Below are 22,242 nucleotides of genomic sequence, written 5' to 3' on the forward strand. Positions count from 1 at the left end.
TTGGCGCTTCGCGCCAATTCACCCCCGAGGATATTTGGAAAAAAGCAGAGGATCAGGCGCGCTCTTCTGATCTGCTTTTTTCCAAATATCCCGCGGGGGGAGTCCGAAGGACGCCAGTCCGCAGGACGGGGGGCGCGAAGCACCCCTTCGCCGCCGGCGCTACAGCGCGCGCCAGCCGATGTCGCGCCGGCAAAAGCCGCCCGGCCAGTCGATGCGGTCCACCAGCCCGTAAGCCCGCTCCCGCGCCTCGGTCAGGCTCGCGCCACGGGCGGTGACGTTCAGCACCCGGCCCCCCGAGGCCACGATCCCGCCGTCGCGCTCGGCAGTGCCGGCGTGGAACACCATCTCGAGGCTGGTTTCCGGCAACTCCTCCAGCCCGCGGATCTGGCTGCCCTTGGCATAGTCGCCGGGGTAGCCATTCGTCGCCATCACCACGCTCAGCGCATGGTCCTCGGCCCAGGTCACGGCCATCCCGTCCAGCCGCCCCTCGGCGCAGGCCAGCAGCAGGTCCAGCACCTGCGCGCCAAGCCGCATCATCAGCACCTGGCATTCCGGGTCGCCGAAGCGGACATTGTATTCCACCAGCCGCGCCGCGCCATTCTCGATCATCAGCCCGGCATAGAGAATGCCCTTGAACGGCGTGCCACGCCGGGCCATCTCGGCGATGGTCGGACGCACGATCTGCGCAAGAGCGGCTTCGGCAATCGCACCCGTCAGCACCGGGGCGGGGGAATAGGCGCCCATGCCGCCGGTATTGGGGCCGGTATCGCCATCAAACGCCCGCTTGTGGTCCTGGGCCGATCCGATGGGCAGCACCGTCTCGCCATCGCACAGCACGAAGAAGCTGGCTTCCTCGCCGGTCATGAACTCCTCGATCACCACCTCGGCCCCCGCCGCGCCGAAAGCGCCGCCGAAGATCTCGTCGATGCCGTCCAGCGCCTCGGCCTCGGTCATCGCCACGATCACGCCCTTGCCGGCGGCGAGGCCATCGGCCTTGACCACGATCGGCGCGCCCATGCGGCGGATGTAATCCTTCGCCGCCTCGGCTTGGGTGAACCGCGCATAGGCGGCCGTCGGCGCGCCGCAGGCATCGCAGATCTCCTTGGTGAAGGCCTTCGACGCCTCTAGCCGCGCCGCCGCGGCCGAGGGGCCGAAGGCGAGGATCCCCGCCGCCGCCAGCGCATCGGCCACCCCGGCCGCCAGCGGCGCCTCGGGGCCGATCACCACGAAATCCACGGCGTTCTCCTCGCAGAACGCCACCACCGCCGCGCCGTCCAGCACATCGAGCGCCGCGCATTCGGCCAGCTGCGCGATCCCGGCGTTGCCGGGGGCCACGATCAGCCGGTCGCATTTCGGGTTCTGCTTGATCGCCCAGGCCAGCGCATGTTCGCGCCCGCCGCCGCCCAGAACCAGAATGTTCATTGCCGCCTCCTTGGTCAGGCCCACTCTGGCGCTCGTGCCTTGGCCTTCGGTTGCGGGCGTTCTAGGGTGCGGGGGAAACTCGCACAAGTCTCGGGGCGCGCCGATGGATGACCTTTTCGAAGATGACGGCCCCGAAACCGGGGGCAACGCCCATGAATACAGCGTGTCCGAGCTGTCGGGGGCGGTGAAGCGGGTGATCGAGGGCGAGTTCGGGCTGGTGCGGGTGCGCGGCGAGGTGGGGCGGGTGTCGCGCCCGGCCTCGGGGCATCTCTACTTCGACCTGAAGGATGACCGCTCCGTCATCGCCGCCATCTCGTGGAAAGGGCAGGCGGCGAAGATGACTGTGCGCCCCGAGGAGGGGATGGAGGTCATCGCCACCGGCCGCCTGACCACCTTCCCCGGCCAGTCGAAATACCAGCTGATCGTCGAGCAGGTGGAGCCTGCGGGCGCAGGCGCGCTGATGGCGATGCTGGAGCGGCGCCGCGCCGCGCTGGCCGCCGAGGGGCTGTTCGATACCGCGCGCAAGCAGCCAATACCGTTCCTGCCGGGGGTGATCGGCGTCGTCACCTCGCCCTCGGGCGCGGTGATCCGCGACATCCTGCATCGCCTGCGCGACCGCTTCCCGCGCCGGGTGCTGATCTGGCCGGTGGCGGTGCAGGGCGAGAAATGCGCGGCCGAGGTGGCGGCCGCCATCCGCGGTTTCAACGCGATGACCCCCGGCGGCGCGATCCCGCGGCCGGACCTGATCATCGTGGCGCGGGGCGGCGGCAGCCTCGAGGATCTGTGGGGCTTCAACGAGGAGGTGGTGGTGCGTGCCGCCGCCGCCTCCACCATCCCGCTGATCTCGGCGGTGGGGCATGAGACGGACACGACGCTGATCGATTTTGCCGCCGACCTGCGCGCGCCCACGCCGACGGCGGCGGCAGAGCTTGCGGTGCCGGTGCGCAGCGACCTGATGGCGCTGATGGCCGAGCAGGGCGCGCGCCTGCACCGCGCCGTCTTGCAGCGCGGCCAGATGCGGCGGCAGCGGCTGACCGACCTCGCCCGCGCGCTTGGCCGCCCCGAGGCGCTGGTCGCCCCGGCGCGGCAGCGGCTGGATCTGGTCGGCGGCCAACTCGACCCGGCGCTGCGCGGGGCCACGGCGGCGCGGCGGGCAGGGTTCGAGCGGCTGGCGGGCAAGGTGGGGCCGGGGCTCATCACCGGCTTCATCGCGGCAGAGCGGCGGCATCTGGCGGGCTGGTCGGCGCGCCTCGCCCCGGCGCTTGGGTTGCGGCAGGAGCGGGCGCGGCAGCGGCTGGCCGACTGGTCGGGGCGGCTGGCCCCCGCGATGGCGCGGGCGGCGGCCGAGGCGCAGCGGGATACGGCGCGGAAGGCGCAGACCCTCGCCGGGCTGTCGGCCCGGATGGAAACGGCAGCCAGCGCGCGCGTGCAGGCTGCCGGCGAGCGGCTGGCAGCACTGGACCGGATGCGGCTGACGCTGGGATATACCGAGACGCTGCGGCGGGGCTATGCGGTGGTGCGGGCAGGCGCGACAGTTGTCACCTCCCGCGCAGCGGCCGCAGGAGCGCCCATGCTGGAGATTGAGTTCCATGACGGGCGCCTGCCGACGCACCCGCTCCCGTCGTCTGCCACTGAGGACGCAGGCCCCGCGCCGCAGCCCGCAGGCGCGGCCCCGAAGCCCCGCAAGCCGCGGAGCCCCGCCGATGGCGGCCAGGGCTCGCTCTTCTGATTACACGCCCACATCCGGCCCGGCGCAGCCGAGCGGCTCGGGGCTGTCCTCGACCGCCACCAGCGGCTCGCCGGCCGGATCGCCGCGGAACTGCGCGCTCAGCCCGCCCGGCGTGTCATAGAAGGTCCAGCATTGCAGGTCCGGCAGCCCGTCATAGGCAAAGCAGATATGCTCGCCATCGGGAAACCAGCTGCCTTCCTTGCAGATGTCGCCCAGAAAGGCCCACCGCACCTTGCGCCCCGGCAGATACTGCTCGATCCCGTAAACCTGCCCGCCCGCCGCATAGGTCAGCGTCCGGCCGCGCGACAGGGCATCGAACTCCTCCGCCGTCAGCGGCGTACCGGGATCGGCGCTGGCCGCGGTGGCGAGGAGTGCCAGTGCAGCGAAGGGGGCGAGGCGGAACATGGGGAAACTCCTGCGGCGATCTGGCCAGAGCCTGCCAGATGCCGCCGCGCTTCGCCAGTGCCGCAGGTTCACAGACCTGTCAGCGTGGGCTGGTCCTTCCGACGGTCCCTTCCACAAGACTGGCAGTCGGTTCGCGCGGAAAAAGGCGAGGCACTACCTCGCCTCGTCCGTGCGGGACGGTTTTCCCGGAGCCGCTGGCAATCCAAGACCGAATGAGGCCAGCGCCCGCAGGGGTGGGGCGGGCGCTGGCCGGGCCTTTAAGGCCCGACCCGTGCAAGCTGAAAAGTTACCGCGTGGCGAAGACCATCGCCTTCGCCAAGGAGAGCGGGGCAGGCGGGGCGCTCAGCGGCATCTTCGTCCTGCCTCGCGAGAGGTCGGACAGCGACATCCCACCCGCCGCCATCCCTTCCATCCTCGGCCCGAAGCGACTAGGTGAGGGACAGCACCATTTCTCTCAGACCCCGGGGGCGCCGATGTCGTTCTTCAACAAGCTCAGGGACCGGCTCACGCGCTCCTCCTCGAAACTCGGCGAGGGGCTGGATGCGATTGTTGAGGAGGCCGCCGAGGCGCCGGCCCCAGAACCCGCGCCCACCGGCCTGCTCGGCCGCCTGTTCAAACCCGAAGCCGCGCCCGCCGAAGCTCCGCGCCGGGTCCTCGACGATGCGATGCTCGAAAGCCTCGAAGAGCTGCTCATCGCCTCCGACATGGGCGTCGAAACCGCGCTGCGCGTCACTGCCAATCTCGCCGAGGGGCGGATGGGCCGCAAGATGTCGACGCCCGAGATCAAGACTGCCCTTGCCGCCGAGATCGCAAGGATCATGGAACCCGTGGCCCGCCCGCTGCCGATCTATCCCAAGCGACCGCAGGTGGTGCTGATCGTCGGCGTCAACGGCTCGGGCAAGACCACTACCATCGGCAAGCTCGCCAGCCAGTTCCGCGCCGCCGGCAAATCGGTGGTGATCGCCGCGGGCGACACCTTCCGCGCCGCCGCCGTCGAACAGTTGCAGGTCTGGGGCGACCGGGCCGGCGTGCCGGTGCTGACCGCGCCTGAAGGATCGGACCCGGCCAGCCTCGCTTTCGATGCGATGACCAAGGCGCAGGAAACCGGCGCCGACCTGCTGATGATCGACACTGCCGGGCGCCTGCAGAACCGCGCCGACCTGATGGAGGAACTGTCCAAGATCGTCCGCGTCATCCGCAAGAAGGACCCCGAGGCGCCGCACAACACCCTGCTCGTGCTCGACGCCACCACCGGCCAGAACGCGCTGCTGCAGGTCGAGGTGTTCCGCAAGCTGGCCGATGTCTCCGGCCTGGTGATGACCAAGCTCGACGGCACCGCCAAGGGCGGAGTGCTGGTGGCGCTGGCCGACAGGTTCGGCCTGCCGATCCATGCCATCGGCGTGGGCGAGCAGATCGACGACCTGCAGCCCTTCGACCCGGATGACTTCGCCCGCGCGCTGGTCGGCCTCTGACGCCAATGCCCGCCGCGACCAGCCTGCCGCTCTGGCGCCAAGGCGCCCCTTCGCCCTTTGCCTTTTCCAAATATCCTGAGGGGGTGCGGGGGCGCAAAGCCCCCGTGGCGGGCCAGAAGCGCCACGGCCCCCAGCCATGAGCAACTGGATCATCTCCCTCGAAGGCACCCCGGCCGGCGCTCAGGCGGCGCTGATCCTCGCGCTGGCGGCCGCCGTGCTGCACGCCGTCTTCGGCGCGCTCCAGAAGGGCCGCCACGATCCCTGGCTCAGCCGCGCGTCCATCGACACATTCGTGGTGCTCTACGCCCTCGCCATGATCCCGCTGGTCCCCTGGCCCGAGCCGCATATGTGGCCGATCTTCGCCGGCGCCTGGGTCATCCACATCCTCTACAAGATCCTGCAGGCGATGACCTATACCCGCGGCGCCTATACCGTCGTCTACCCTGTCGTCCGCGGCACCGGCCCGCTGTTCGCGGTGATTGGCGCCGGGCTGATCTTCGGCGAGCACTTCACGCCCGGTCAATGGGCCGGGGTGGGCGTGCTGCTGGCCGGGATCTTCGGCCTTGCCGCCTACAACCTGCGCACCATCACCGTGGACCGCGAGACGCTGGTGCCGGCACTCGGGTTTGCGGTGGCGACCGGCGGCTTCGTCGCGCTCTACACCACCTACGATGCCTATGGCATCCGGGCCAGCGCCGACCCGTTCACCTTCCTCGTCTGGTTCTTCCTGATCGACGGGCTGGCGCTGCCGCTGGTCTTTGCGCGGCGGATCGGGCGGCTTCCCGCCGCGGATCGCAGCGCCCTGATCAAACGGGGTGCCCTCGGCGCTGTGGTGGCCTATCTCAGCTTTGGGTCGATCATGCTGGCCACCCGGCTCGACAAGGTGGGCGAGGCAGCGGTATTGCGAGAGACATCGACTGTCTTCGCGGCGCTGATCGGCTGGCTGGTGCTGGGTGAGGTGGTGGGGCTGCGGCGCACAGGCCTGATGGCGCTGATCGCGGCGGGCGCGGTGATCGTGAAAATGGCAGGCTAGGAGACGAGGATGACCGACGAGGAGATCGCAGGCGGGCGCGCCGCTGCAGAACTGCAGGGCGCAAAGCCCAAGGGCCGCAAGATCAGCCCCTGGCTGAAGCTGGGGCTGGAACTGGGGCCTGTGGTCGCCTTCTTTGTGGCCTTCGGGCGGCTGAAGGACGCGACCTTCACCGTCGGCGGCACCGAATATGGCGGCTTCATCCTCGCCACCGCGGGCTTCATCGTGCTGATGGTCATCTGCACCGGGATCCTCTGGCGCCTGACGGGGCGCCTCGCGCCGATGCAGGTGGCGACGCTGGTGCTGGTCGTGGTCTTCGGCGGCCTCTCGGTCTGGCTGAACGATGAGCGGTTCTTCAAGATGAAGCCGACGATGATCTACATCCTCTTCGCCGCCACCCTCGGCTTCGGCCTCCTGCGCGGCAAATCCTACCTCGCGCTGGTGATGGAAGAGGTGATGCCGCTGACCCCGCAAGGCTGGCTGATCCTGACCCGGCGCCTCGCGCTGTTCTTCCTGGCGCTGGCTATTGCGAACGAGGCGATCTGGCGCACCATGTCCGATCAGGCCTGGGTCAACTTCAAGACCTTCGGCCTGACGCTGGCGATGTTCGGCTTCTTCATGGCGCAGAGCAAGCTGATGCAGGAACACGCGCTGCCCGAAGACGGCAAGGGCGACTGAAGGGCCAGGGCGGGGCGCAAGACATGAGCAGATTCTGGAGCCCGGTGGCCCAAAAGCTGGTCCCCTACACGCCCGGCGAACAGCCGCGGGGCGGGGCCTTTGTCAAACTCAACACCAATGAGAACCCCTACGGCCCATCGCCGCTGGCATTACAGGCGATCCGCGCCGCGACAGATGACGGGCTGCGCCTCTACCCCGACCCCGCTGCCGCCGACCTCGCGCGGGCCATTGGCGCCAGATTCGGGCTTTCCCCGGACAATGTCTTCCTCGGCAACGGCTCCGACGAGGTTCTGGCCCATGCCTTCCACGCCGTCTTCAGCGGCAAGGGCCCCATCCTCCTCCCAGATGTCACCTACAGCTTCTACCGCAGCTATTGCGCCCTCTACGGCATCGAGAACCGCGAGATCCCGCTGGATGCCGACTTCCGCACCGACCCCGCCGACTGGAAGGGCCACGGCAGTGCCCCCTGCGGCGGCATCGTCATCGCCAACCCCAACGCGCCCACCGGCATCGCCCTGCCGCTTGCCGCCATCCGCCAGATCCTGACGCAGAACCCGGACACCCTCGTCCTCATCGACGAAGCCTATGTCGATTTCGGCGCGGACAGCGCGGCGGGGCTGGTGGCGGAGTTTGGCAACCTTCTGGTAGTGCAGACCTTCTCCAAATCCCGCAGCCTCGCCGGCCTGCGCGTCGGCTTCGCCCTCGGCCAGCCGTCGCTGATCGAGGGGCTGCGCCGTGTCAAGGACAGCTTCAACTCCTACCCGCTCGGCCGGCTCGCACAGACTGGGGCCCTGGCGGCCTGGGAGGACGCCGCGTGGTTCGAGCAGACGCGCCAGCAGGTCATGGCAGACCGGGCGCGGCTGACGGACGGTCTGGCAGGGCAGGGCTTCCGCGTGCTGCCCTCGGCGGCCAACTTCCTCTTCGCCTCGCACGAAACCATCCCCGCCGAGACCCTTCTGGCGGATCTGCGCACGCGCGGACTCCTCGTGCGCCACTTCACGGCGCCCCGGATCCGCAACTGGCTGCGCATCACGGTCGGCACCGCGCAGGATTGCGACGCCCTGCTGCAGGCGACCGGCGATATCACGGGGCGCGCCTGACTCACCCCCGCTTGAACAGCACCGCCTGTGCCTGCTTGTCCTTGGCTGCGTCGCTCCGCTTCTCCACCGCCACGGCCCGGCCCCGCTGCACCGCAGGACGGGCCCCAACCGCGTCCAGCCAGCGCGCCAGGTTCGGCTTGTCCTCCAGGCTCTGCTGCTGGCCTTCCCAGAGCACGGCCCAGGGCCAGATCGCGAAATCGGCAATCGACAGGAAATCCCCCGCCACGAACTCCGCCTTGGCCAGTTGCCGGTCGAGCACGCCGTAAAGCCGGGCTACCTCGGCCCGGTAGCGGTCCTTGGCATAGGGCAGGTCATTGGGCGGATCCATCGCCGGGGCGTATTTCAGGAAATGGTGCGCTTGCCCGGCCATCGGGCCGAGGCCGCCCATCTGCCACATCAGCCACTGGTCCACCGCGATCCGGTCGCGCTCGCTCGGCCCGCAGAACTGCCCGGTCTTGCGGGCGAGGTATTGCAGGATCGCGCCCGATTCGAAGATAGAGACCGGCGCGCCGTCCGGCCCCTCCGGGTCCACGATCGCCGGCATCCGGTTGTTGGGCGCGATCTTCAGGAAGTCGGGCGCGAATTGCTCGCCCTTGCCGATATTCACCAGATGCACGGCATAGGGCAGCCCCATCTCCTCCAGCGCGATGCTGATCTTCCAGCCGTTGGGGGTGGGCCAGTAGTAAAGGTCGATGGGGGCGGTCATGGGCATCTCTCTTGTTGCGCGGCGGACAGGATGGCGCATTTCACGCCGGTGGCAAGATGACAGCAGTCATGTGTGCCTACGCCGGCGTCAGGCCTGCGGCCGCAGCCAGGGCAGCCGCAGCCCAACGGGCAGCCCAAGTCCGCGGCGCCGCGGCAGCAGCCGCGACCAGCGCGGGGCCAGCGGCAGCGCCAGCGCGGCGCGCAGACGGGCAGGGGTCGTCGCCCCCCGGTCGAACAGGAAGGCGCGGTAGAGCGCGAACACCCCCGGCCTCCGATAGGCGCTCCAATGGCAGATATAGGCGCCGGGGCCGGTGATGCGGAAGCCAAGCCCCGCCAGCGCCTCGGGCGCGCCTTCATGGTCCAGCTGCAGATCGACCCAGTTGGCGCGCGGCTGCGGCAACCCGTGGCCAAGGCCCCGCCGCACCCCGCCCGCCACCAGCAGTTCCAGCCCGAAGTCGAAAAGGTCATTCTCGCGCGTGGTGACATTCATCACCTCGGCGGCGCGCCCCGCCGGGCTGTCCATCGCCGCCGCCGCCGTCGCCTGCAACTCCGCCGCCGCCAGCAGCACCGCCCGGCCGATATCGCCCGCGTTCAGCAGCGGCAGCGCCGCCAGCACCACCCGCGCCCCCAGCGAATGCGCCACCACATCCACCGGGCGCTGCGGATCCAGCCGCCGGATCAGCGCCACCAGCGCCGCCAGCCCGGCCCCCGCCCGCGGCGCCGCCTGCCAGGCCCGCCAGATCGTGCCGCGCGCTTCCCAGCCAAAGGCAATCGCCAGCCCCTCCGACGGCTCGCCCCGGCCAAAGCCCAGATGCCGCGGCCAGGACACCGCCTTGCCGAAGTCGGGCGAGGGGTCGAGCGACAGGATATGCCGATGCGGGCTGTGCCGGTCCACGCTGGGGGAAAAGCGGAAGCCGTGGATCATCACCACCACCGGCGCGCCGGGGCGCAGGGCGGCCAGGGCTGCGGCAAGCTGCATCTCGACAGGCCCGGCAGCGGCGTCCGCCGGGACAAGCGAGGCCTCCTGCACATTCACCTGGACGAGGGCCATCCCGCAGCCTCCACAAGATCTGGTATCCGTGTAGCCCCAACCTGCGACACCTGAGTGAATGCTGCGTTACAGCACCGTGACGGCGCCCCCGGCCTGCCGTCCAAGGCGCGCCTTCCCCCTTCTTGCTGGCAGAAATATCCCGGGGGTCCGGGGGCAGCGCCCCCGCCTTGGCCCCCGAGCCCAACCCGCCATTCGTTTTGGCCCAAATATCCCGGGGTGAGGAGCATCAGGAAACGCTCCAGTGGAGCGTTTCCGCGACGAACGCCCACCGCCGGGGGCGGTGGGCTGGGGGGCTGGCCCCCGGCTTGGCCCCGCCCTTGACGCGGCCTCCCACGCGCGGTAACTCCCGCGAACGACCGTGGCGATTTGTCCCCCGATTGCGGGCCACGTTAAACAATCCGCTAAAGTGGACGGAGGCCCCCGCGCCCCCGCCCCCTTGAGGGCCGGGGGCTTTTCTTTGCCGGAGGATCGGCTGATGACCGACTGGAACACCCGCACCAAACTCGTCCACAGCGGCACCCGCCGCAGCCAATATGGCGAGATGGCCGAGGCGATGTTCCTGACCCAGGGCTTCGCCTATGACAGCGCCGAACAGGCCGAGGCGCGGTTCGTCGCTTGCGGCGATGACGAGTTCATCTATGCCCGCTACGGCAACCCCACCACGCGGATGTTCGAGGAGCGGATCGCCGCGATCGAGGGCACCGAGGATGCCTTTGCCACCGCCAGTGGCATGGCGGCGGTGAATGGCGCGCTGTTTTCCTTCCTGCGGCCGGGCGACCATGTCGTCGCGGCGCGGGCGCTGTTCGGCTCCTGCCTCTATGTGCTGGAACTGCTCGCGAAATTCGGGGTCGAGGTCACGCTGATCGACGGGTTGGATCTGGACGCCTGGCGCGCCCATGTCCGCGCCGGCACCAAGGCGGTGTTCCTTGAATCGGTGTCGAACCCGACGCTGGAGGTGATCGACATCGCTGGCGTGGCGGAGATCGCCCATGCCCACGGCGCGCTCGTCGTGGTGGACAACGTCTTCGCCACCCCGGTCTTCTCGCAGGCGGTGGCGCTCGGCGCCGATGTGGTCGTCTACTCGGCCACCAAGCATATCGACGGCAGCGGCCGCGCCCTTGGCGGGGTGATCTGCGGCACGCGCGACTTCATCCGCGGCGTGGCAGAGCCCTATCTCAAGCATACCGGCGCGGCGATGAGCCCGTTCAACGCCTGGATCATGCTGTCGGGGATGCAGACGCTGGACCTGCGGGTGCGCGCCCAGGCCGCCAATGCGCAGGCGCTGGCCGAGGCGCTGGAGGGGCATCCGAAGCTCAGCTCTGTGATCTTCCCGGGACTGCCCGCCCACCCCCAGCACGCCATTGCCATGGCGCAGATGGGCTCGGGCGGCACCATCGTGACCTTCGATGTGGCGGGCGGGCGCGATGCCGCCTTCCGCTTCCTCAACGCGCTCGAGATCATCAAGATTTCCAACAACCTTGGCGATGCCAAATCCATCGCCACCCATCCCGCGACCACGACGCATCAGCGCCTGCCCGAGGATCAAAAAACCCTTCTCGGCATCACCCCCGGCCTGATCCGCCTTTCGCTGGGGATCGAGGATGGCCGCGACCTGATCGCCGACGTGATGCGGGCGCTGGACGCCACCTGATGCATCTGCGCCCCTACGATCCGCAGGATGCCGGGGCGCTGGCTGGGATATTCTTCGACGCGGTCCGCATCGGCGCCGCGCCGAAATACCCGGCCGAGGCGCTGCAGGCCTGGGCGCCGGAGCGCCCCACGGCCGAGGTCTGGGACGAGCGGCTCGCCGACCTCTGGACCGTGGTGGCCGAGGATGAAGGCATCCCCTGTGGCTTCATGTCCCTCGCGGCGGATGGCCTTCTGGACCTCGCCTTCGTCGCCCCGGACTGGCGCGGCCGTGGCCTTGCCGATGCCCTGCTGGCTGCGGTGCTGGACGAGGCGCGGGGTCGCCCCATGCCGGGCCTGAAGACCGAGGCCAGCCGCATGGCGCGCCCCTTCTTCTTGCGCAACGGCTGGACGCTGGATGCCGCCCAAGAAGTGGAGCGCAATGGCGTGCGGATCGAGAATTTCCGCATGAGCCTCCGCTTCTGACCGCGCCACCTTGGCGGACCTGTTGCCGGACGCGCCCGAAATGCCTAGATGTGATCCGTGGCAGCCTGTGCCCCGTAGCCTGATGACATTGAAGGCGGGCAGCGAAAGTCCGCCGGAACCGCAAGGACGCGACCCATGAATATCCAGAGCCTGATCGAACGGGATCCCTCGCGGGATGAGGCGGCCGATGCGCTGGCGCTGCTGCGCCGGTGGGCGGCCACCGCCACCGAAGCCGAGATCGCGACGCTCGACCCGGCGCTGGCGCGGCTGATCCCGGGCTATGTGGCGACCGCCTACCCGGACCTGTCGCGCGCCTATCCCGCCGATTTCATCGCCGATGCCGCCTACAAGGCCGGCCTGCCGGACCTGCAGAACGGCCCCGCCAGCCTGATCGTCGGCGCCCGGGCGCAGATCCAGCATGTGGGGATTTCCAACTTCCGCCTGCCGATCCGATACCACACCCGTGGCGGCGGGGAAGGGCTGACGCTGGAAACCAGCGTCACCGGTACCGTCAGCCTCGAGGCCGACAAGAAGGGCATCAACATGAGCCGCATCATGCGCTCCTTCTATGCCCATGCCGAGCGCACCTTCAGCTTCGCGGTGATGGAAGCCGCGCTCGATGACTACAAGAACGACCTTGAAAGCTTCGACGCCCGCATCCAGATGCGGTTCTCCTTCCCGGTGCGGGTTCAGGCGCTCCGCTCGGGCCTCAGCGGCTGGCAGTATTACGACCTCGCGCTGGAGCTGGTCGAGACGGCGGGGGTGCGCAAGCGCATCGTGCATCTCGATTACGTCTATTCCTCGACCTGCCCCTGCTCGCTGGAGCTGTCGGAACATGCCCGCAGCACCCGCGGCCAGCTGGCCACCCCGCATTCGCAGCGCTCCGTCGCGCGGATCTCGGTCGAGGTGGTGGGCAGCCAGCTCCTGTGGTTCGAGGATCTGATCGACATCGCCCGCGCCGCGGTGCCGACCGAAACGCAGGTGATGGTCAAGCGCGAGGATGAACAGGCCTTTGCCGAGCTGAACGCCGCCAACCCGATCTTTGTGGAAGATGCCGCGCGCAGCTTTGCCGGGGGGCTGCTGGCCGAGCTGCGGGTGGGGGATTTCAGGGTGATCGCCAGCCATCAGGAATCGCTGCACAGCCATGATGCGGTCAGCGTGCTGACGGAAGGGCCGACCTTTGCCACCGAAAGCCTCGATCCGCGCCTGTTTGCGTCGCTGCACAAGGCGGGGTGAGCCTCAAAGGGCCGTGACGTTTGCCTTCCAGGATTTCGGCCGTTGACGAAATTCTGATGTGCCCGCCCCCCTTGGCGGGCACATGCGTGCCAACCGGGGCGGACCCATCAGAATTGGAACAGTGGGGCCAAGCCGCAACCCCCTTGCCCTGCGGCTTGCGCCTTCGGGCAACCGTCGCAGGTGACTTGCCACTGGCAAGTCACCTGATCGCGCCGGGGGCCCGGGCCCGCAGATCACGCCGCGAATGGCCGATGGTTAGGGTCCGCACTGCCGCCCCCATCTTGACAGCGGGCTGCACTGCGGCAAAGGCTCGCGCCATCATGCTCGACCTTCGCCCCGTGGGCTATATCATCGGCCTCATGCTTGCGGTGCTCGGCGCGCTGATGGCCGTGCCGTTGCTGGTGGACGCAGCGGCCGGGAACCCCAACTGGTGGGCCTTCCTCGAAAGCGCCTTCATCAGCGGCTCGGCCGGCGTGTTCCTTGCGCTGACCAACTACAACGCCCTCGGCCGCAGCCTGACCCTGCGCCAGGCCTTCCTCGTCACTGTCGGCATCTGGGCCTTCCTGCCGCTGTTCGGCGCGCTGCCCTTCATGCTGGGGGGCCCGAGGGCCGGCTTCACCGATGCCTATTTCGAGGCGGTGTCGGGCATCACAACCACCGGCTCGACAGTGTTCGTGGGCCTCGATGACTTCCCCCCCGGCCTCAACCTCTGGCGCGGGATGCTGAACTGGACAGGCGGGCTCGGCATCGCCTTCCTCGCCATGATCTTCTTGCCGGTGATGCGCGTCGGCGGCATGCAGTTCTTCCGCACCGAAGGCTTCGACACGCTTGGCAAGATCCTGCCGCGGGCCGCCGACATTGCCCGCTCGCTGGCGCAGGTCTATGCCGGGCTGACGGTTGCCTGCCTCGGCGTCTACCTGCTGATCGGCATGACGCCGCTCGATGCGGCCGTCCACGCGATGGCGAGCATCGCCACGGGGGGCTTTTCGCCCTCGGATACCTCGTTCAACAAGTATCAGGGCGCGGGCGAGTATGCCGGGGCGCTGTTCATGATCCTCGGCAGCCTGCCCTATATCCGCTATGTGCAGCTGGTGAACGGCTCTGCCCGCCCGCTCTGGCGCGACCCGCAGGTGCGCGCCTATCTGCGCTGGATCTGCTACGCGGTAGGCTCCGTCACGCTCTGGCGCATCGCGACCAGCGACATGGCGCCGGAGCCCGCCTTCCGCGAGGCGCTGTTCAACCTCGTCTCGATCATCTCCTCGACCGGGTTCTTCTCGGGCAGCTTCCCCGGCTGGGGATCGTACATGATGGCCGTGGCGTTCTGGATCGGCATCATCGGCGCCTGTTCCGGCTCCAGCGCCGCGGGGCTGAGCGTGTTCCGGGTGCAGCTGATGGGGCAGGTGGTGGTGGCGCAGATCCGCCGTCTGCACGCCCCGCACCGGGTGGCGCTGGTCAAGTATGACGGGCGCAGCGTCGACGAGGACACGTTGAACGCGCTGGTGATGTATATCTACGGCTATGTGGTCACCCTTGGCGTGTTGACCGTGCTGCTGACCTTCTTCGGCATCGACATGGAATCGGCTTTGTTCGGGGTTTGGACGTCGATCGGCAATATCGGCTATGGCTTTGGCCCGATGGTGGCGCGCACCGGCACCTTCGTCGATTTCCCCGATGCGGCGAAATGGGTGATGATCGTAGCGATGCTGATGGGCCGGCTGGGGCTGCTGTCGCTGTTCGTGCTGGTGCTGCCGCGGTTCTGGCGGTCGTAGGGGCGCGCTTTGGCCGGCCAAGGCGGGGGGCGCTGCCCCCCGGCGGCCGTTGGCCGCTCCCCCCGGGATATTTCAGCAAAGAAGAGGGGGAAGGGGGACGGCTTGACACCCCGGCGCGCTGCGGCCAAGCCTGCGGGATGATCGACCTGCGCCCCGTCGGATATATCATCGGTCTGCTGATCACCACGCTGGCGGCGGTGATGCTGATCCCGATGGTGGTGGATCTCAGCCAGGACGACCCGCATTGGTTCGCCTTTCTGGAAAGCGCGATCATCACCGGCGCGGCGGGCGGCTTTCTGGCACTCGCTTGCCGCAGCCAGGAGCGGCGGGCACTGACCCTGCATCAGAGCTTCGTGCTGACCTCGGGGATCTGGCTGATGGTGCCGCTGTTCGGCACGCTGCCCCTGATGCTGGGGGCGCCCGGCCTCGGGTTCACCGATGCCTATTTCGAGGCGATGTCGGGCGTGACCACCACCGGCGCCACCGTGATCGTGGGGCTTGACGATCTGCCGCTGGGGGCCAACCTCTGGCGGGGGCTGCTGCAGTGGCTGGGGGGGCTCGGCATCGTCATCGTGGCGATGATCTTCCTGCCGATCATGAAGGTCGGCGGGATGCAGTTCTTCCGCTCGGAAGGTTTCGACACGCTTGGCAAGATCCTGCCGCGGGCGATGGACATTTCCTCGGCGCTGATCCGCGTCTATCTGGCGCTGACCATTGCCTGTGCCTCGGCCTATGCGCTGCTTGGGCTGTCCCCGTTCGATGCGGTGATGCATACGCTGACCACCGTTTCGACCGGCGGGTTCTCCTCCTATGACGCCAGCTTCACCGCGCTGCCCGATGCCTCCGAGGTTGCGGCCTCGGTGTTCATGATCCTCGCCTCGCTGCCCTTCATCCGCTACGTGCAGCTGGCGCAAGGGCAGGGCGGGCCGATCTTCCGCGATGTGCAGGTGCGCGCCTTCATTCGCTGGATCGCCTATGCGGTGGCGGTGCTGGTCGCCTACCGGCTGATCCGCCATGATCTGGCCTTTGTCGACGTGGTGCGCGAGACCAGTTTCAACGTGATCTCGGTGATGACCGGCACCGGCTTTGCCTCGGGCGATGTCACCACCTGGGGGCATATGACGCTGGTGGTGCTGGTGATGCTGGGGCTGGTCGGGGGGTGCTCGTCCTCGACCGTCTGCTCGATCAAGGTGTTTCGTTGGCTGATACTTTTGGGCGCGATCCGCGCGCAGATCCGCCGGTTGCACAGCCCGCACCGGGTTCAGCCGATCCGTCTCGATGGGCGGGTGGTGGATGAGGACGTGATCAGCTCGGTGATGGCCTTCTTCACGCTGTTCATGGTCACCTTCGGCGTGCTGATCGTGGCGCTGTCCTTGACAGGGCTGTCCAGCCAGACCGCCATCACCGCCGCCTGGACCTCCATCGCCAATGTCGGGCCCGCCTGGGGGCCGGAGGTGAGCTCCACCGGGGCGATGGACGGGTTTCCCGCCGCCGCCAAGTGGGTGATGATTGTGGGGATGTTCCTGGGGCGGCTGGAGCTGCTGTCGGTGTTCGTGCTGCTGATGCCGAGGTTTTGGAGGGGGTGAGCGGGATGAGGAAACGCTCCAGTGGAGCGTTTCCTCCGCGAACGCACGATTCGCAAGGATCGGGCCGGGAGGGCGGGATGAGGAAACGCTCCAGTGGAGCGTTTTCAGCGCCGAACGCCCGAGGCAACTGCCGAGGGCCGGGAGGGGCAGCGTGCCCCGCCCCCCTCACCTCACTCCCAGCACGACACCAGCACTGTCATCTTCAGCGAGTGATCCGTCAGATCTTCCGCCGCCATCGCCCCTGTGCCGGTGCTCGGCGCCGGGCTGAAGCCGTTCGCGGCCAGCAGCGTCGCCAGCACGCCGCCGTTCAGCGCGAAGCTGACATCGGCGGGCAGCACCCTTCCATCGGTGTGCGCCCGCGGCAGCAGCATCCCCGTCACCGCGCCGCTGGCATCGACCACCGGGCCGCCGGCATCGCCGGGCAGCGCCGCCAGGGCCAGCCGCGCAAGGTCCGGCTCGCCGTTCAGGCCCTGCGTCTCGGCAAGGCTGCCGAAGGTCATCACCGGGGCCTGCAGCACGTCTGCATAGGCGAAGCCCGCCACCGCCACTTCGCTGCCCGCGCGCAAGGGGGCAGACCGGAACTCGGCGGTCGCCGGCGGCGCCAGCCGCTGCGCCGGCCGCAGCACCGCCACGCCCGAAGCCGCATCCACGAAGGCCACCGACGCCTCCGGCCCGCCATCCAGCGTGATCCGGCTGCAGCCCGCGACCGCCTCGGCCGTCGTCACCACGGTGCCGCCCGCGTCGATATAGAAGCCCGACCGCGCCAGCATCGGCCGCCGCACCTCGAGCCCCGCCATCAGCGCAGCGCCGCTCTCGGTCGAGGGCACACCCAGCGAGGCATCCAGCGCCCGGTCGCCGATCCCGCGGAACGAGGTCTTCATCGCCTCCACCACCCGCGGCATCCGTTCGGCCTGCGCGGGTGTCCATGTCAGGATGAAGCCCTTGATCAGCCCGCCGCGCAGTTCGACCTGCGTGTAGGACTGCACCGAAGCGCTGACGCCCTCGATGGTAAACCGGTCCCGCGACAGCGACCGCGGTCCCTCCAGCGGGATCGCCTCCAGCGTCTGCAGAAGGTCATAGAGCCCCGCCAGCGAGGAGGCATCGCCCTGCTGCGAGACCAGGATCACCTGCACGCCGGACCCGGCCTTTTCGGTGTAATGCACGAAAGGCGGCTCGTAGCGCGAGAACTCCACCAGCGCGGTCGGCATCGTGACCTCGATCCCGGCCTCGGCATCGGTGACACTCTCCAGCCCTAGCGCCGCCAGATCGGCGCGGTAGCCGTCCAGCAGTTCGGTGCGTTGGCGGCTGGTCAGCACGCCGGTCTCGTCATGCCCCGCCGCCGCCTGCCAGGCGGCCATGCTGGCGCGGGTGCCGGGGCCGAAGGCGCCGTCGATGGCGGCGGTGTAGAAGCCTTGCCATTGCAGCGCGGTCTGCAGCAGCTGCCGCTCTGCGCTGGTCAGTGCCGCCTCGCCGGCGCGGGCCTGTTGCAGCGTCTCCTCGGGCTCCGGCTCGGGCAGGACCGGCTCTGCAATCTCGGGCAGGGTGGTCTCAGGCAGGGTCGTCTCCGGCAACGTCTCCAGCACCACCGGTGGCGCGATGGCCTCCGGCGCGGCACCTTGCGAGATGCCCGATCCCGGGAACGTCTCAGCCCCCAGCATCGCGCCCACGGGCCAGAACTGCTGGCGGAAGCGGCTGGTATCGGCAAGGTAGCTGTCGGCCGGGATCATCCGCTCGCCGCGCAGCACCTCAAGCCGCCGTTCGGCTTCCGCTGGCGAGAAGGGGCCAAGCGCGATCGCGTACCAGCCGGTATCCATCGCAAAGCCGGCCACATCGGGGAACACGCCCGAATAGGCCCGCACCCGCTCTTCCGCCGCGCGCAGGCTCGGCTGCGCCTCGATCTGCACATAGGCCTCTTGCGCCGACGCACTCTGCACCATTCCCAGCGAGGCGACCACCACCGTGACCGCCACGCAAACCCACACACCAGCACGTCTCATTCAGCCTGCACCCCGCAGAAATTATTCCCCGAATCCCTGCCCGGAACGTAACAGAGAGGTCAAGGCCGCGAGTTCAATTTCCCGCGGGGCGCTGATTGACCGCCCCGCGCCTGTTGCCTATTGAGAACGCGCGCCTGCGCCGCACTGCCGCGCAGGCCCGACCCAGCCCGCCGGGAGACGACGATGACAGATACGGCCCCCACCCAAATGGCTCCTCGTTCCTTCCAGGAGATCATCCTGCGCCTGCAGACCTACTGGGCGGCCAAGGGCTGCGCCGTGCTGCAACCCTATGACATGGAGGTGGGGGCGGGCACCTTCCACCCGGCAACCACGCTGCGCGCGCTTGGGGCCCGGCCCTGGGCAGCGGCCTATGTCCAGCCCTCGCGCCGCCCGACCGACGGGCGCTATGGCGAGAACCCGAACCGCCTGCAGCATTACTACCAGTTCCAGGTGCTCATCAAACCCTCGCCGCCCGACCTGCAGGAGCTGTACCTCGGCAGCCTCGCCGCCATCGGCATCGACCTTGCCCTGCATGACATCCGCTTTGTCGAGGATGACTGGGAAAGCCCGACCCTCGGCGCCTGGGGCCTTGGCTGGGAAGTCTGGTGCGACGGGATGGAGGTCAGCCAGTTCACGTATTTCCAGCAGGTCGGCGGGCATGACTGCCGCCCCGTCTCGGGCGAGCTGACCTATGGGCTGGAACGGCTGGCGATGTATGTGCTTGGCATCGATCACGTCATGGACATGCCTTACAACGACCCGCAGGCCCCCATCGCGCTGAAATACGGCGACGTGTTCCGGCAGACGGAACAGGAATACAGCCGCTGGAACTTCGATCAGGCCGATACCGCGATGCTGCTGAGCCATTTCGAGGATGCCGAGGCGGAGTGCGAGCGCATCCTTGCGGCGCCTCTGGAAGACAGCGCCGGGCGGGCCATCATCATGGCGCATCCGGCCTATGACCAGTGCATCAAGGCCAGCCACCTGTTCAACCTGCTCGATGCCCGGGGCGTGATTTCCGTCACCGAGCGCCAGGCCTATATCGGCCGCGTCCGGGCGCTGGCCAAGAAATGCGCCGACGCCTTCGTCACCACCGAAGCCGGCGGCGCAACCAGCGAGGTCGCGGCGTGAATGGCAAGATTGTCGGGAGTTTCGTCGTGCTGACGGCATTGGGCGCGGGCGCGGTGCTCTACTACCTCCAAGTCTATGGTTACTACCAGCCGATCCCGGCCACAGCGCCGGGGGCGGAGCTGCGGCTGACCTCGGTTTCCAGCGGCGAGCCCGAACCGATCCTGGCCGACAGCTTCGAGGGGATCGACGCCGACACCTCGCCCCTGCGCTATCGCGGTTGCTTCCACACGCCCATGAGCCTTGCGCTGCTGACGGAAACCTACCGCGTCTATGACACGCCGACCCCGCTGATCGCGCCGGGTTGGTTCGAGTGTTTCGACGCGAACCGGATCGGCGAGGCGCTGGAAACCGGCGAGGCGGTGGCGTTCCTGTCCGAAGAAAACATCCGTCCGGGCGTGGACCGGGTCGTGGCGATCTTCCCCGATGGCCGCGCCTATGCCTGGAACCAGATCAACGAGACCTTGGAAAAGTAACATGCCAGACCTTCTGATCGAACTTTTCTCCGAGGAAATTCCGGCGCGGATGCAGGCTAAGGCCCGCGACGACCTGAAGAAACTTGTGACCGATGGCCTGGTTGAGGCCGGGCTGACCTATGCCGGGGCCGCCGCGTTCTCGACGCCGCGGCGGCTGGCGCTGACGGTGCAGGGGTTGACGGCCGAAAGCCCGCTGCTGCGTGAGGAACGCAAGGGCCCGAAGGCGGATGCGCCCGAAGCGGCGCTGGAGGGCTTCCTGCGCTCCACCGGGCTCACGAAGGACCAGCTGCAGCTGCGCGACGACAAGAAGGGCCAGGTCTGGTTCGCTGTGGTGGAGAAACCGGGCCGCAAGGCCGCCGAGATCGTGGCCGAGGTGCTGGAAGGTGCGATCCGCAGCTTTCCTTGGCCGAAATCAATGCGTTGGGGCGAGGGCAGCTTGCGTTGGGTGCGCCCGCTGCACGGGATCCTCTGCATCCTGACCGATGAGGCGGGGGCGGAGGTGGTTCCGCTGACCGTGGACGGGATCGTGGCAGGGAACACGACGCAGGGGCACCGCTTCATGGCGCCGGCGCGGTTTTCTGTAACGAATTTCGAGGATTACGCGGCGAAGTTAAAGCGCGCCTTCGTGGTGCTGGACCAGTCCGAACGCGAGGCGCATATCTGGGCCGACGCGACCAGCGGTGCCTTTGCTGCCGGGCTGGAAGTGGTCGAGGACCGCGCGCTGCTGGCCGAGATCGCCGGGCTGGTGGAATGGCCGGTGGTGCTGATGGGCCAGATTGGTGAGGAATTTCTGGGGCTTCCGCCCGAGGTGCTGCAAACCTCGATGAAGGAACACCAGAAATTCTTCTCGGTCCGCAACCCAAAGTCGGGCCGGATCGAGCGGTTCGTGACGGTGGCGAACCGCGAGACGGCGGATGACGGGGCGACGATCCTGCACGGGAACGGCAAGGTTCTGCGCGCCAGGCTGAGTGACGCAAAGTTCTTTTGGGAGAATGACTTGCGGGCCGTTCTTCACAAAGGACTCGAAGGTATGGCCGCGGGCCTTGCCAATGTGACCTTCCACAACAAACTCGGGTCGCAGGCCGACCGCATTGCCCGCATCGAAGCACTGGCGCGCGAGATCGCGCCGCTGGTTGGTGCCTCGCCCGATCTTGCCGCCGAAGCGGCGCGGGTGGCGAAGGCCGACCTGCAATCGGCGATGGTGGGGGAGTTCCCCGAGCTTCAGGGGCTGATGGGCAGCTACTACGCCCGCGCCGCGGGGCTGCCGGAGGAGGTCGCGCTGGCCTGCAAGGCGCATTACCAGCCGCTGGGGCCGTCCGACGCGGTGCCGAGCGACCCGGTTTCGGTGGCGGTGGCGCTGGCCGACAAGCTCGATACGCTGACCGGCTTCTGGGCGATCGACGAGAAGCCGACCGGGAGCAAGGACCCCTACGCGCTGCGCCGGGCGGCCTTGGGGGTGATCCGGTTGGTGCTTGGAAGCAGCAGAAAAATCCCGCTGAGGGCCCAACTTGAAGCGGCAATAGTAAACCTAGCGGAAATGCGGGCTCGCGGGCTCTCTGCATTTTATCAGGCTGGAAACCCAAATAATCCAGCGGACTCGGTTTTCTTGAGCTTCTACAGCACCCAAGATGGCGAGTTTTCCGGCAGAGCGTTCGTTCGGGAGACCCTAGAGGGTGGCCTGTTTCACCTTTCTAGAGCTCAGTACCGCATTGCAGAGTATCCTGACGAAGCTGACCTTACCTCTACGGCGAAGTTGGAAACACTTGTCGAAGACCTCCTCGCCTTCTTCCACGACCGCCTCAAGGTCTTCCTCCGTGACCAAGGCATCCGCCATGACATCATCGACGCCTGCCTCGCCATGCCCGGCAATGATGACCTGACGCTGCTGGTCAAGCGGGCCGAGGCGCTGGCGGCCTTCCTCAAGACCGAGGATGGCGCCAACCTGCTGCAGGGCTTCAAGCGGGCGGCGAATATCCTTGCGCAGGCCGAGGCCAAGGACGGGGTGGAGTATTCGTTCGGGGCCGAGGTGAAGTTCGCCGAGGCCGATGAGGAACGCGCGCTGTTCGCGGCGCTCGACGGGGCCGAGGCGGTGATCGCCCCGGCGATGAAGGCCGAGGATTTCGGCGCGGCGATGGCGGCGATGGCGGGGTTGCGCGCCCCCATTGATGCCTTCTTCACCGCGGTGCAGGTCAATTCCGAGAATGCTGTGGTGCGGCGTAACCGGCTGAACCTGCTGAGCCGGATCCGCGCCATCTGCCTTTCGGTCGCGGACCTGAACAAGATCGAAGGCTAGGGGCAAAGCGCCGATCCGGCGATTTTCCTGCGAAACGGCTGATATATCGCAGG

At 68.2% G+C, this 22,242-nt stretch carries 18 protein-coding genes and 1 riboswitch; of the genes, 13 read left to right on the top strand and 5 right to left on the bottom strand.

Translation table 11 applies throughout. The features are described from left to right. Positions 1-159: 159 nt before the first annotated feature. Positions 160-1,422: a phosphoribosylamine--glycine ligase gene (purD, locus tag Q8S30_RS04115; protein ID WP_305664772.1), complete on the bottom strand. Its 1,263-nt coding sequence runs from the start codon at positions 1,420-1,422 to the stop codon at positions 160-162. 103 nt (positions 1,423-1,525) lie between these two features. Between purD and xseA the strand changes: the two genes are divergently transcribed. Next, the gene (gene xseA / locus Q8S30_RS04120; protein WP_305664773.1) at positions 1,526-3,151 is read left to right on the top strand and encodes an exodeoxyribonuclease VII large subunit; all 1,626 of its coding nucleotides are present in this window, start codon (positions 1,526-1,528) and stop codon (positions 3,149-3,151) included. Here the strand turns inward: xseA and Q8S30_RS04125 are convergent, their stop codons facing one another. Further along, entirely contained in the window at positions 3,152-3,556 is a 405-nt protein-coding gene (locus Q8S30_RS04125) for a hypothetical protein (RefSeq protein WP_305664774.1), read from the bottom strand. A 473-nt stretch (positions 3,557-4,029) separates the two neighbouring features. Between Q8S30_RS04125 and ftsY the strand changes: the two genes are divergently transcribed. The 4 genes from ftsY to hisC all read left to right on the top strand — a co-directional run bounded on the left by ftsY (position 4,030) and on the right by hisC (position 7,836). Next, complete coding sequence (gene ftsY, locus Q8S30_RS04130; RefSeq protein ID WP_305665657.1) at positions 4,030-5,028, top strand: signal recognition particle-docking protein FtsY; 999 nt, start codon at positions 4,030-4,032, stop codon at positions 5,026-5,028. Positions 5,029-5,164: 136 nt separating this feature from the next. Then, complete coding sequence (locus tag Q8S30_RS04135) at positions 5,165-6,061, top strand: EamA family transporter (protein ID WP_305664775.1); 897 nt, start codon at positions 5,165-5,167, stop codon at positions 6,059-6,061. Positions 6,062-6,070: 9 nt separating this feature from the next. Further along, on the top strand, positions 6,071-6,736 hold the full coding sequence (locus Q8S30_RS04140; protein ID WP_305664776.1) for an inner membrane-spanning protein YciB: 666 nt from the start codon (positions 6,071-6,073) through the stop codon (positions 6,734-6,736). A gap of 23 nt (positions 6,737-6,759) precedes the next feature. Then, complete coding sequence (gene hisC, locus Q8S30_RS04145; protein WP_305664777.1) at positions 6,760-7,836, top strand: histidinol-phosphate transaminase; 1,077 nt, start codon at positions 6,760-6,762, stop codon at positions 7,834-7,836. Between the two features lies 1 nt (position 7,837). On the opposite strand, the gene Q8S30_RS04150 is transcribed toward hisC, so the two are convergent. Beyond that, complete coding sequence (locus tag Q8S30_RS04150; RefSeq protein ID WP_305664778.1) at positions 7,838-8,542, bottom strand: glutathione S-transferase N-terminal domain-containing protein; 705 nt, start codon at positions 8,540-8,542, stop codon at positions 7,838-7,840. Between the two features lie 87 nt (positions 8,543-8,629). Further along, positions 8,630-9,592 carry a hypothetical protein gene (locus Q8S30_RS04155; protein WP_305664779.1) on the bottom strand — a complete coding sequence of 321 codons (963 nt, stop codon included), beginning with the start codon at positions 9,590-9,592 and terminating at the stop codon, positions 8,630-8,632. Positions 9,593-9,940: 348 nt separating this feature from the next. Then, positions 9,941-10,018: riboswitch (SAM riboswitch) on the top strand. 49 nt (positions 10,019-10,067) lie between these two features. On the opposite strand from Q8S30_RS04155, the gene metZ reads away from it, so the two are divergent. The 5 genes from metZ (at position 10,068) to Q8S30_RS04180 (ending at position 16,295) form a co-directional block, all read left to right on the top strand. Further along, on the top strand, positions 10,068-11,243 hold the full coding sequence (gene metZ, locus Q8S30_RS04160; protein ID WP_371135440.1) for an O-succinylhomoserine sulfhydrylase: 1,176 nt from the start codon (positions 10,068-10,070) through the stop codon (positions 11,241-11,243). Then, entirely contained in the window at positions 11,243-11,704 is a 462-nt protein-coding gene (locus tag Q8S30_RS04165; protein WP_305664780.1) for a GNAT family N-acetyltransferase, read from the top strand. Before metZ ends, Q8S30_RS04165 begins: the two co-directional genes overlap by 1 nt. Before the next feature lie 135 nt (positions 11,705-11,839). Further along, positions 11,840-12,940, top strand: a complete 1,101-nt coding sequence (folE2, locus tag Q8S30_RS04170) for a GTP cyclohydrolase FolE2 (protein ID WP_305664781.1) — start codon at positions 11,840-11,842, stop codon at positions 12,938-12,940. 320 nt (positions 12,941-13,260) lie between these two features. Next, entirely contained in the window at positions 13,261-14,709 is a 1,449-nt protein-coding gene (locus Q8S30_RS04175; protein ID WP_305664782.1) for a TrkH family potassium uptake protein, read from the top strand. Positions 14,710-14,846: 137 nt separating this feature from the next. Then, complete coding sequence (locus Q8S30_RS04180; RefSeq protein WP_305664783.1) at positions 14,847-16,295, top strand: TrkH family potassium uptake protein; 1,449 nt, start codon at positions 14,847-14,849, stop codon at positions 16,293-16,295. Between the two features lie 170 nt (positions 16,296-16,465). On the opposite strand, the gene Q8S30_RS04185 is transcribed toward Q8S30_RS04180, so the two are convergent. Then, positions 16,466-18,292 (bottom strand): serine protease, encoded by a 1,827-nt coding sequence (locus tag Q8S30_RS04185; RefSeq protein ID WP_305664784.1) that lies wholly within the window; start codon positions 18,290-18,292, stop codon positions 16,466-16,468. A 207-nt stretch (positions 18,293-18,499) separates the two neighbouring features. Between Q8S30_RS04185 and Q8S30_RS04190 the strand changes: the two genes are divergently transcribed. The 3 genes from Q8S30_RS04190 to glyS are packed head-to-tail and all read left to right on the top strand — an operon-like array spanning position 18,500 to position 22,189. Further along, positions 18,500-19,423, top strand: coding sequence for a glycine--tRNA ligase subunit alpha (locus tag Q8S30_RS04190; protein ID WP_305664785.1), 924 nt, complete (start codon positions 18,500-18,502; stop codon positions 19,421-19,423). Next, on the top strand, positions 19,420-19,896 hold the full coding sequence (locus Q8S30_RS04195; protein ID WP_305664786.1) for a DUF6446 family protein: 477 nt from the start codon (positions 19,420-19,422) through the stop codon (positions 19,894-19,896). Before Q8S30_RS04190 ends, Q8S30_RS04195 begins: the two co-directional genes overlap by 4 nt. A gap of 1 nt (position 19,897) precedes the next feature. Then, a complete protein-coding gene (glyS, locus tag Q8S30_RS04200) occupies positions 19,898-22,189 on the top strand; it encodes a glycine--tRNA ligase subunit beta (protein ID WP_305664787.1) in 2,292 nt (763 codons plus the stop codon). Positions 22,190-22,242: the final 53 nt, after the last annotated feature.

The organism is Frigidibacter sp. (assembly GCF_030695035.1).
Lineage (GTDB): Bacteria > Pseudomonadota > Alphaproteobacteria > Rhodobacterales > Rhodobacteraceae > Frigidibacter.

Coding starts and splice junctions, on each gene's coding strand:
- glyS (WP_305664787.1), top strand. CDS start 19,898: ATGCCAGACCTTCTGATCGAACTTTTCTCCGAGGAAATTCCGGCGCGG.
- Q8S30_RS04125 (WP_305664774.1), bottom strand. CDS start 3,556: ATGTTCCGCCTCGCCCCCTTCGCTGCACTGGCACTCCTCGCCACCGCG.
- Q8S30_RS04140 (WP_305664776.1), top strand. CDS start 6,071: ATGACCGACGAGGAGATCGCAGGCGGGCGCGCCGCTGCAGAACTGCAG.
- Q8S30_RS04165 (WP_305664780.1), top strand. CDS start 11,243: ATGCATCTGCGCCCCTACGATCCGCAGGATGCCGGGGCGCTGGCTGGG.
- Q8S30_RS04175 (WP_305664782.1), top strand. CDS start 13,261: ATGCTCGACCTTCGCCCCGTGGGCTATATCATCGGCCTCATGCTTGCG.
- purD (WP_305664772.1), bottom strand. CDS start 1,422: ATGAACATTCTGGTTCTGGGCGGCGGCGGGCGCGAACATGCGCTGGCC.
- hisC (WP_305664777.1), top strand. CDS start 6,760: ATGAGCAGATTCTGGAGCCCGGTGGCCCAAAAGCTGGTCCCCTACACG.
- Q8S30_RS04155 (WP_305664779.1), bottom strand. CDS start 9,592: ATGGCCCTCGTCCAGGTGAATGTGCAGGAGGCCTCGCTTGTCCCGGCG.
- ftsY (WP_305665657.1), top strand. CDS start 4,030: ATGTCGTTCTTCAACAAGCTCAGGGACCGGCTCACGCGCTCCTCCTCG.
- Q8S30_RS04180 (WP_305664783.1), top strand. CDS start 14,847: ATGATCGACCTGCGCCCCGTCGGATATATCATCGGTCTGCTGATCACC.
- metZ (WP_371135440.1), top strand. CDS start 10,068: ATGACCGACTGGAACACCCGCACCAAACTCGTCCACAGCGGCACCCGC.
- xseA (WP_305664773.1), top strand. CDS start 1,526: ATGGATGACCTTTTCGAAGATGACGGCCCCGAAACCGGGGGCAACGCC.
- folE2 (WP_305664781.1), top strand. CDS start 11,840: ATGAATATCCAGAGCCTGATCGAACGGGATCCCTCGCGGGATGAGGCG.
- Q8S30_RS04190 (WP_305664785.1), top strand. CDS start 18,500: ATGGCTCCTCGTTCCTTCCAGGAGATCATCCTGCGCCTGCAGACCTAC.
- Q8S30_RS04135 (WP_305664775.1), top strand. CDS start 5,165: ATGAGCAACTGGATCATCTCCCTCGAAGGCACCCCGGCCGGCGCTCAG.
- Q8S30_RS04185 (WP_305664784.1), bottom strand. CDS start 18,292: ATGAGACGTGCTGGTGTGTGGGTTTGCGTGGCGGTCACGGTGGTGGTC.
- Q8S30_RS04150 (WP_305664778.1), bottom strand. CDS start 8,542: ATGACCGCCCCCATCGACCTTTACTACTGGCCCACCCCCAACGGCTGG.